Annotated in this window: 7 protein-coding genes; 2 read left to right on the top strand and 5 right to left on the bottom strand. The window is 71.7% G+C overall.

What is annotated here, in order from left to right; translation table 11 throughout:
* Window positions 1-60: 60 nt before the first annotated feature.
* Together purH and purN are read right to left on the bottom strand one after the other, a co-directional pair.
* Complete coding sequence (purH, locus tag ACQKIP_RS30605) at window positions 61-1,629, bottom strand: bifunctional phosphoribosylaminoimidazolecarboxamide formyltransferase/IMP cyclohydrolase (protein ID WP_365862598.1); 1,569 nt, start codon at window positions 1,627-1,629, stop codon at window positions 61-63.
* The gene (purN, locus tag ACQKIP_RS30600; RefSeq protein WP_365862600.1) at window positions 1,626-2,255 is read right to left on the bottom strand and encodes a phosphoribosylglycinamide formyltransferase; all 630 of its coding nucleotides are present in this window, start codon (window positions 2,253-2,255) and stop codon (window positions 1,626-1,628) included. The genes purH and purN overlap by 4 nt, the downstream gene beginning before the upstream one ends.
* Window positions 2,256-2,522: 267 nt before the next feature.
* Between purN and ACQKIP_RS30595 the strand changes: the two genes are divergently transcribed.
* Complete coding sequence (locus ACQKIP_RS30595) at window positions 2,523-3,368, top strand: hypothetical protein (RefSeq protein ID WP_365862602.1); 846 nt, start codon at window positions 2,523-2,525, stop codon at window positions 3,366-3,368.
* Window positions 3,369-3,896: 528 nt separating this feature from the next.
* On the opposite strand, the gene ACQKIP_RS30590 is transcribed toward ACQKIP_RS30595, so the two are convergent.
* Window positions 3,897-5,633 carry a cell division protein PerM gene (locus tag ACQKIP_RS30590; protein ID WP_365862604.1) on the bottom strand — a complete coding sequence of 579 codons (1,737 nt, stop codon included), beginning with the start codon at window positions 5,631-5,633 and terminating at the stop codon, window positions 3,897-3,899.
* Window positions 5,634-5,791: 158 nt separating this feature from the next.
* Between ACQKIP_RS30590 and ACQKIP_RS30585 the strand changes: the two genes are divergently transcribed.
* On the top strand, window positions 5,792-7,153 hold the full coding sequence (locus ACQKIP_RS30585) for a helix-turn-helix domain-containing protein (RefSeq protein WP_365862606.1): 1,362 nt from the start codon (window positions 5,792-5,794) through the stop codon (window positions 7,151-7,153).
* 65 nt (window positions 7,154-7,218) lie between these two features.
* Here the strand turns inward: ACQKIP_RS30585 and sucD are convergent, their stop codons facing one another.
* The gene (sucD, locus tag ACQKIP_RS30580; RefSeq protein WP_365862608.1) at window positions 7,219-8,103 is read right to left on the bottom strand and encodes a succinate--CoA ligase subunit alpha; all 885 of its coding nucleotides are present in this window, start codon (window positions 8,101-8,103) and stop codon (window positions 7,219-7,221) included.
* A gap of 21 nt (window positions 8,104-8,124) precedes the next feature.
* A complete protein-coding gene (gene sucC / locus ACQKIP_RS30575; protein ID WP_365862609.1) occupies window positions 8,125-9,303 on the bottom strand; it encodes an ADP-forming succinate--CoA ligase subunit beta in 1,179 nt (392 codons plus the stop codon).
* Window positions 9,304-9,620: the final 317 nt, after the last annotated feature.

Raw genomic sequence — 9,620 nt, 5'->3', positions numbered from 1 at the left:
GACGAAGGAGGCACGGCCCGCGGGTTTTTGCCGAGTGGTCCGCTCAGCCGAGTGGTCCGCTCAGTGGAAGAAGTGCCGCGTACCGGTGAAGTACATCGTCACTCCGGCCTTCTTCGCGGCCTCGACGACCAGCTCGTCACGGACCGAACCGCCCGGCTGCACCACGGCCTTGACGCCCGCGGCCGTCAGGATCTCCAGCCCGTCGGGGAACGGGAAGAACGCGTCCGACGCGGCGTACGCGCCGCGCGCCCGCTCCTCGCCCGCCCGCTCGACGGCGAGCTTCGCGGAGTCCACGCGGTTGACCTGGCCCATGCCGACGCCGACCGAGGCACCGTCCTTGGCGAGCAGGATCGCGTTGGACTTCACCGCGCGGGACGCCTTCCAGGCGAAGGCCAGCTCGGCGAGCTCGCCCGCGTTCAGTGCATCGCCCGTGGCCAGCGTCCAGTTGGCGGGGTTGTCGCCGTCGGCCTGGAGCCGGTCGGTGACCTGGAGCAGCGCGCCGCCGTCGATCTGCTTGACCTCGACCGTGCCCGCCGGCGCCTGATGGGCGCGCAGGACGCGGATGTTCTTCTTCTTGGTGAGGGCTTCGAGGGCGCCGTCCTCGTAGTCGGGCGCGACGATGACCTCGGTGAAGATGTCGGCGACCTGCTCCGCCATCTCCTTGGAGACCGGGCGGTTGACGGCGATCACGCCGCCGAACGCGGAGAGCGGGTCACAGGCGTGCGCCTTGCGGTGCGCCTCGGCGACGTTCGAACCGATCGCGATGCCGCAGGGGTTGGCGTGCTTGATGATCGCGACGCAGGGGTCGTCGTGGTCGTACGCGGCACGGCGCGCGGCGTCCGTGTCCGTGAAGTTGTTGTACGACATCTCCTTGCCGTGCAGCTGCTCGGCCTCGGCGAGGCCGCCATTGCCGTCGACGTAGAGGGCGGCGCCCTGGTGCGGGTTCTCGCCATAGCGCAGGACGTTCTTGCGGGCGTACGCGCTGCCGATGAACTCGGGGAAGTCCGTGCCGTCCGACGCGTAGTCGTCCGCGAACCACGAGGCGACCGCGAGGTCGTACTCGGCGGTGTGGCGGAACGCTTCGGCGGCCAGGCGCTTGCGCGCGGTCAGGTCGAAACCGCCGGTGCGGGCCGCGGCGAGCACGTCGGCGTACCGGTCGGGGCTGGTGATGACCGACACCGAGGGGTGGTTCTTGGCGGCGGCGCGGACCATCGAGGGGCCGCCGATGTCGATCTGCTCCACGCACTCGTCGGGCGTCGCGCCCGATGCGACGGTCGCCTTGAAGGGGTAGAGGTTCACGACGACCAGCTGGAACGGCTCGATGCCGAGGTCGGCGAGCTGGCGCTGGTGGTCCGCAAGGCGCAGGTCGGCGAGGATCCCGGCGTGCACGCGCGGGTGCAGCGTCTTGACCCGGCCGTCCAGGCACTCGGGGAATTCGGTGAGCTCCTCGACCTTGGTGACGGGCACCCCGGCGGCGGCGATCTTCGCGGCGGTCGAGCCGGTCGAGACGAGCTCGACGCCGGCCTCGTGCAGCCCTCGCGCGAGCTCCTCGAGCCCGGTCTTGTCATAGACGCTGATGAGCGCGCGCTTGATGGGGCGCTGCGAGGCGTGCGTACCTTCGGCGGTCACGGGATAAGTACCTTTCGTCCCTCAATGCGGTAGCCGTTACGGGCCAGACGCCCCACGACATCGACGAGCAGCCTTCGCTCGACTTCCTTGATGCGCTCGTGCAGAGCGCTCTCGTCGTCCTCATCCCCGACCGGAACCACGCCCTGGGCGATGACCGGGCCGGTGTCGACGCCGTCGTCGACGAAGTGGACGGTGCATCCCGTGACCTTCGCGCCGTACGCGAGCGCGTCGCGCACACCGTGGGCCCCCGGGAAGCTGGGCAGCAGGGCGGGGTGCGTATTGACGAACCGGCCGCCGAACAGTGCGAGGAATTTCTTCCCCACGATCTTCATGAACCCGGCCGATACGACCAGATCGGGCGCGTACGAGGCGGTCGCCTCGGCGAGTGCCGCGTCCCACTCGTCACGCGTCGCGTGGTCCTTCACCCGGCAGACGAAGGTGGGAATCCCGGCGCTCTCGGCGCGCTCGAGCCCGACGATGCCGTCGCGGTCGGCGCCGACCGCGACGATCTCGGCGCCGTAGCCCGCCGCGCCGTCCGTCGCGATCTTGTCGAGCAGAGCCTGCAGATTCGTACCTGATCCGGAGACCAGCACGACGAGGCGCTTGGCCACAGGGCTCTTGGCCACAGCGGGGCCCTTTCTCGGGAGGTGCGTGTTTGTACGGTCGCGTCTTTGTACGGTCGTACAAAAGCTTCGTGCCTCGCGATACGGGGAACTCTACGAAGCGGCCGACCGTCAGCAACGATACCGGCACACGGTGCGGCCCCTCACGGGACGGGGGCGCGGCCGGAAGGTAGCGTCTGCACCAAGACGTCACATGACGTCACACCGTCCAGCGCACCGTCCCGGACGCCGTCAAGAAGCTCGCTCGACCAAGGGGAAGACGCACACCTGATGCCGGACCGTAGCCTCCGCCTCCCGCTGTCCTTCGCGTTCGGGTTGACGCACGGAGGGGAGCGCGGCTCGACGCTGCTGCGCGACGGCCGCCCGTCGTCCCCTCCGCAGGGTTCCTCCCCGGACTCGGGCGATTCCGGGGCCTCCGGGAAGTCCGGGGCCTCCGGCAAGTCCGGGGACTCCGGGAAGAAGGACGACAATCCCTTCGCGCCGCCGCCGGAGGGCACGCCTGACCAGCCGTGGCGGCCCCGTCCCGGCAATGGCGGCGACGGCGACGGCTCGCAGGACCAGGGGCGTTCCCCCTGGGGCAGCCAATGGAGCGACCGGCAGCCGGGACGCTCCCAGGGCGGCGGCTTCGGCGAGCGGCCCGGCCAGCAGGGCCCCGACGGGCCGTCCGGCTCCGGCTCCGGGCCCGGCGGCGGGATGCGCTGGGACCCGACCGACCCGGCCCAGCGCCGCGCGCGGTACGCCCTGCTCTCCGGCATGTGGGCGTTCTTCTTCGCGCTCTTCGGCTGGCGGTACGTGGCCCTGCTCCTGGGCGCGCTCGCGCTGAACTGGGGCATCAGCTCGCTGCGGGCGAAGCCGAAGCAGCCGGACCCGACGGCACCGGCCGCGCAGCAGCCCGCGGCCGACCCCGCGAGCGCGAAGCCGCAGCGTACGGCGGCGATCAGCGGCCTGGTGACGGCGTCGCTGGCCCTTGCGATGGTGGCAGCGACGTTCGCCGCGCAGCTGGTGTACCGCGACTACTACACCTGCGTGAGCGACGCCCTCACGAGCCAGTCACAACAGGAATGCGAAAACCACCTGCCCAAGCAACTGCGCCCGCTTCTGAGCGAGCGGGACTAGGCCTGGCTGCCGGCTGCTGGGTGGGGCTTGGTGCTGAGGGGTGCTTGGCGCTGGGGGTGCCTGGCGCTGAGGGGTGCTTGGCGCTGGGCCTTGCCCCGCACCGCGTTGGTCTTGCTCGGCGGGGGCGGGTCGGCGCGGGGGTGCGGTCTAGCCCGACAGTGCAAGGCAGGGCCCGTCGGGGCAGCTCGGGGCCGCGGACCGGCCATACAGCTCAGTGCCGTGATCTAGCCAGACAGCGCAGGGCCGTGGTCTGGCCCGGCAGCGCAAGGCCGTAGCCCCGCCCTCGGCGAGGACGCGCAAGGCCGTAGACCGGCCCGGCAGCGCAAGGCGAGGACCCAGCCAGGCAGCGCAAGGCCGTAGCCCCGCCCCCGACAAGGCCACGCAAGACCGTGGACCGGCCCGGCAGCGCAAAGCGAGGACCCAGCCAGGCAGCGCAAAGCCGTAGCCCCGCCCCCGGCGAGGTCGCGCAAGGCCGTGGGCCGGTCGGGCGGTGCAAGGTCGGGGGTCGGGCAGGTGGGGTGCTGGGTTTCAGGGGGTTGGTGGGTGGTCCTTGGTGGTGGCTTCGCGCAGGGCCGCCCAGCGGGTTTCGCGGGATGCCTCGTCGTGCCAGTCCGCGACGCCCCAGTCCGCCGTGTCCACCGCCGGCGCGTCCGGCAGGAAGTCGTACGGCTCGAACGGCTCGGCGTCCGAAGGCGCCGGGGGCGGCGGGTCCTGGCGACTGCGGCGCAGGCCCCGCAGCCGGGGGACGCGCGGCTTCGGCAGCCTGAGCCAGGCCCGACGCGCCTTGGGCGCCGCGGCTTCGGGCGACGCGGCTTCGGGCGGGGTCACCCCGGATTCCGTCACCCCGGGTTCCGTGGCCGCAGGGGCAGCCCTGCGCAGCGTGAGGCGGCGCAGCACACCTCCCGGCTGCTTCGCGCGAGGCGGCTTCGCGCGACGCTTCTTGAGCCGCGGAGGCCGGGGCGGCTTCACCCGGCGGGGCCGCACGCGCCACGCCCGGCCGAGAAGAGCGCCCGGCACCCCCACCGCCCCCGTCCACCCCAGCGCCGCAGGCCCCGTCAGCCACCACGCGGGCCCGAAGTCAGCCAGGGCGGCAACGCCCAGCGGCCCGCCCGCCAGCGCCGCGAGCACCGCCAGAATGACCCCGCACAGCGCCGCAGCCACCACAGCCACCAGCGCCGTACGCCTCCGCGTCCACGCCCGGTCGCGCCGACCGGAGGCAGGCGCCGCCGCCCTCGCCGTGAACCACCCGACGGCGATCCCCGCGGTCAGCGGCACCGCCCCCGCCGCCCACGTCAACGGCGACCCCGGCCCCGGCTCCGGAACCGCCGCGAGCAGCGGGAACGCGGGCAGCAGCGGCCCCGCGGTCACGGCCAGCGGCCCCACCGCGCTCCCGGCACCCAGCGTGAAACCGGGGCCCAGGCTGAACGCCGCGCCCCACACCGCCGCGTTCGGCACCAGCGCCATGGCGAGCAGCAGCACCGCGAACCGCCCCGACCACACGTCCGTGACCTGCGCGAACGACGCTCGCACCACTCCGCCGTGCAGCACGAGGGAGAACGCCACCAGCAGCGCTCCCCCGCCGGCAAGCACCACCGCCCCCGCCGCTCCGGCCCGCGTGACGGCGCGGACGTATCGGCGTACGAAGAAGGGACGTACGGCCGCCGGCAGCGCGCGCAGAACGACCCGCACCAGGAGAGGCAGCGGCCCGCCCGGCCGGCCGACCGCCGACCAGACCCCCACCGCCGCCGCGGCCCCCACGAGCAGCGGCAGATGCAGCACCACGCTCGGCCACAAAGGCCGCAGCTCACCACCGGCCGCGTAAAGCGTCGCGGCGACGCCGACCAGGAGATAGCCGCCGACGACCCCGCACCACGCGGTCCGCGGCGCCATCCCCCGCTCCTGCGGATCCGCCGCGTCCCGCGCCGCCCGGTGCGCGAGCCAGCCAGGCAGGGCCATCAGGAGCATGGGCGTGACGCCCAGCGGCACCGGCCCCCCGGTGAGCGTGTCCGTCCTGATCAGCTCCGTGCCGTGGGCGAGCAGCCACACCGCGGCGGCGACATGCAGCGCCCCGCTGGGCCCGCTGTCCGGATAGGGCGAGCTGATCCAGAGGACCATCACCAGGACGGCACACGAGCCGAGCCCGAGCCCCGCCGCGACGGCCCCGCCGAAGAGGCAGGTCGCCAGTCCGGGTGAGCGGTCGCGTACCCGCTCGATCAGTGGCCCCAGGGGCGGCAACGGTGAGCTGCGGTCGGTGATTTGAGTCACGCCGCCATGCTCCCAACGACACGCGCTTTCTCCCCGTAACAAGCGAATATCGGATGTGTCGCTCAATATACGTTTATGTACTTTTTCGTACGACGGGTCAGTCACGCCCGGCCGCCCGCCGCACGAAGGCCCATGGCCCACGGCGCGGAGAGTCCCACATGACCCAGAGCCCTGCCGCCCCCAAGCGCTCGACTCCCCTTCCCCAGGCGGGACCCCCTCCGCTGCCACCCCCCAAGGAACGGCGGCGGCTGCGCGCGGCGAAGTCCCTCAGCCAGGCCGAGATCGCCGCGAAGGTGGGCGTCTCACGGGAGACGGTCCGCTCCTGGGAGTCGGGCCGCTCGACGCCGCGCGGCCGCAGACGGACGGCCTACGCGGAGCTGCTTGCCGAGATCGCGAACGAACTGACCCTCGCGGGCAAACGTTCGACCCGGCGGAACAGCTGGACCGACGATCTGCCGCCCGCCCTCGACACCAAGGGCGGCAAATCCCCCGCGCGCATCCCGGTCGGCGCCGCGATGAACGGCCACACCCTGCCTGAGCCTGGCGTGTCTGGCGGGGCTGCTGAGACTGCTGGGGCTCCTGGGACTGACGTGTCTGCCGGGCGGGTCCCGACGACGGCTGTCGTTCAGGCCGCGGGACAGGTCGCCGGGCAGACCGCCGGACAGACCGCCGGACAGACCGCCGGGCCGGAGACCGAGACGTCCGGGCCCGCCGCCGCCTCGGCGACCCCCGCCGAAGCCTTCGACGCCCTCTGCTCGGCCTGCGCCCCCGGCCTCGTACGCCAGACCTATCTCCTCACCGGGCGCCGCACCCTCGCCCAGGAATCCGTGGAGCGCGCCTTCCAGCTCGCCTGGCAGCGCTGGCCCGAGGTCGCCGTCGACCGCGACCCCGAGAGCTGGGTGCGCGCGGCGGCGTACGAGTACGCGATGTCCCCCTGGCACCGGCTGCGCCCCGCACTCCGGCACCCGGACGCCCCGCCCGCCGCGCCGGACGACCGCGCCTTCCTCAAGCTCCTGATGAGCCTGCCGCCCGCGCAGCGCCGCACCCTGCTGCTCTACGACGGCGTCGGCCTCGACCTGCCCGAGACGGCGGCCGAGACGGAGGCGAGCACGCCCGCGACGGCCAACCGGCTGCTGAACGCCCGCGAGGTCGTCGCCGAGAAGCTCCCCGAACAGGCGGCCACGCCCGACGCACTGCACCAACGCCTGGGCGAACTCTGCGGCGCGGAGAAGCTGCGGCCCCCGAACCCCGGCCGGGTACGCACCGGGAGCGAGCAGCGCGCCCGCTTCTGGACCCGCGCGGCGATCGCCTTCACGGCCCTGATCGTCGGCGCGACGGCCCTCACCCTGAGAACGGCCCCCACGCACTACGAACCGCCACGGGCCCCCGGCAAGGCCATCAGCGGAGTCCCCCCGAGAATGGGCCCCGGCAGCATGACGTACCAGGACCAGATCCTCCACAGGAAGCTCAGCGAGAACCTGTCGAACGGCCCGGAGAGACTGACACCGCTGCCGAGATGACAAAGGTGGGCCCGCATCTCACGCAAGCGAGATGCGGGCCCACCTTCAACAGCTCAGGTCAGGCTTCAGCCGGCCAGGATCGCCCTGGCGAGCTTCGCCGTCTCGGTCGGCGTCTTGCCGACCTTGACGCCCGCGGCCTCGAGCGCTTCCTTCTTGGCGGCCGCCGTGCCGGAGGAGCCGGAGACGATGGCGCCGGCGTGGCCCATGGTCTTGCCCTCGGGCGCGGTGAAGCCGGCGACGTAGCCGACGACCGGCTTCGTCACGTTGGCCTTGATGTAGTCCGCCGCACGCTCCTCAGCGTCACCGCCGATCTCACCGATCATGACGATCAGGTCGGTGTCGGGGTCGGCCTCGAACGCCTCGAGGGCGTCGATGTGCGTCGTGCCGATGACCGGGTCGCCACCGATGCCGACGGCGGACGAGAAGCCGATGTCACGGAGCTCGTACATCATCTGGTACGTCAGCGTGCCGGACTTCGAGACCAGGCCGATGCGGCCCGGCTTCGTGATGTCGCCCGGGATGATGCCGGCGTTCGACTGGCCCGGGGTGATGAGACCGGGGCAGTTCGGGCCGATGATGCGGGTCTTGTTGCCCTTCGACTTCGCGTACGCCCAGAAGGCGGCGGAGTCGTGGACGGCGATGCCCTCGGTGATGACGACGGCGAGGGGGATCTCGGCGTCGATCGCCTCGACGACGGCGGCCTTGGAGAAGGCCGGCGGCACGAAGAGGACGGAGACGTTGGCGCCCGTCTTCTCCATCGCCTCGGCGACGGTGCCGAAGACCGGTACCTCGGTGCCGTCGAAGTCGACGGACGTGCCGGCCTTGCGCGGGTTCACGCCGCCGACGATGTTGGTGCCGTCACCCAGCATGAGCTTGGTGTGCTTCATGCCCGTGGCACCGGTCATGCCCTGGACGATGACCTTGCTGTCCTTGTTGAGGAAGATAGCCATGGCTGTTCTGTCCCTCGTCCCTTACTTCGCGGCCGCGAGCTCGGCGGCCTTGTCGGCCGCGCCGTCCATGGTGTCCACGCGCTGCACGAGCGGGTGGTTGGCGTCGCTCAGGATCTTGCGACCCAGCTCCGCGTTGTTGCCGTCGAGGCGCACGACCAGGGGCTTGGTGACTTCCTCGCCCTTGGACTTGAGCAGCTCGAGCGCCTGGACGATGCCGTTGGCGACCTCGTCACAGGCGGTGATGCCGCCGAAGACGTTGACGAAGACGGACTTGACGTCCGGGTCGCCGAGGATGATCTCCAGGCCGTTCGCCATGACCTCGGCCGAAGCGCCGCCGCCGATGTCGAGGAAGTTGGCCGGCTTGACGTTGTTGTGCGCCTCACCGGCGTACGCGACGACGTCCAGGGTGCTCATGACGAGACCCGCGCCGTTGCCGATGATGCCGACCTCGCCGTCGAGCTTGACGTAGTTGAGGTTCTTGGCCTTGGCGGCAGCCTCGAGCGGGTTGGCTGCGTCCTTGTCCTCGAGGGCCTCGTGGTCGGCCTGGCGGAAGTCGGCGTTCTCGTCGAGCGAGACCTTGCCGTCCAGGGCCAGGATGCGGCCGTCCTTGGTCTTGACGAGGGGGTTCACCTCGACGAGGAGCGCGTCCTCGGCGACGAAGGTGTCCCACAGGGTCACCATGGCCTCGGCGACACCCTCGGCCACGTCGGCCGGGAACTTCGCCTGGGCCACGATCTCGCGGGCCTTCTCGATGTTCACGCCCTCTACGGCGTTGACCGGGACCTTCGCGAGGGCCTCGGGGGTCTTCTCCGCGACCTCCTCGATGTCCATGCCGCCCTGCACCGACGCCATGGCGAGGAAGGTGCGGTTGGTGCGGTCGAGGAGGTACGAGACGTAGTACTCCGCCTCGATCTCCGGGGACAGCTCGGCGATCATCACCTTGTGGACCGTGTGGCCCTTGATGTCCATCCCGAGAATGTCCGTCGCACGAGCGACGGCCTCGTCCGGGTCGGCGGCCAGCTTCACGCCGCCGGCCTTGCCGCGGCCACCGACCTTCACCTGTGCCTTGACGACCGACTTGCCGCCCAGCTTCTCGGTGGCCTGGCGCGCCGCCTCAGGCGTGTCGATGACTTCACCGGCCAGCACCGGTACACCGTGCTTGGCGAAGAGGTCCCTCGCCTGGTACTCGAACAGGTCCACGCGCGTCCGTCCCTTTTCCGTGATCTCGCTGCGATCTCGCTGCTTTGTGGTCAGCTGTCTGCGTGGGCGTGCCGCGGAGGGCAACGTGACTGCGCTGTCACAAGGGAGGCGTAGGACGGAGTCCGATACGCGGCATGTCCGTCTCGCAGGTTATCGCCGTGGGCCGATTTCGACTCCACCGCTCGTCTCGCGCACCCCAACAGCCGCGACGACGCGGTGTTGCCCGCGCTCGGACCGGACATGGTGGTGCGCCGCGGTATCGCGGTGGACGGGGAGCTGGATCCGGCGTGGTCGGTGGTGAATCACGACTTCACCGG

It is taken from the genome of Streptomyces sp. NPDC059900 (genome assembly GCF_050270335.1).
Lineage (GTDB): Bacteria > Actinomycetota > Actinomycetes > Streptomycetales > Streptomycetaceae > Streptomyces.
The sequence above is the reverse complement of the archived record's forward strand: the minus strand, read 5'-3'. Positions and strand labels throughout refer to the sequence as shown.

Coding starts and splice junctions, on each gene's coding strand:
- sucD (WP_365862608.1), bottom strand. CDS start 8,103: ATGGCTATCTTCCTCAACAAGGACAGCAAGGTCATCGTCCAGGGCATG.
- ACQKIP_RS30585 (WP_365862606.1), top strand. CDS start 5,792: ATGACCCAGAGCCCTGCCGCCCCCAAGCGCTCGACTCCCCTTCCCCAG.
- ACQKIP_RS30595 (WP_365862602.1), top strand. CDS start 2,523: ATGCCGGACCGTAGCCTCCGCCTCCCGCTGTCCTTCGCGTTCGGGTTG.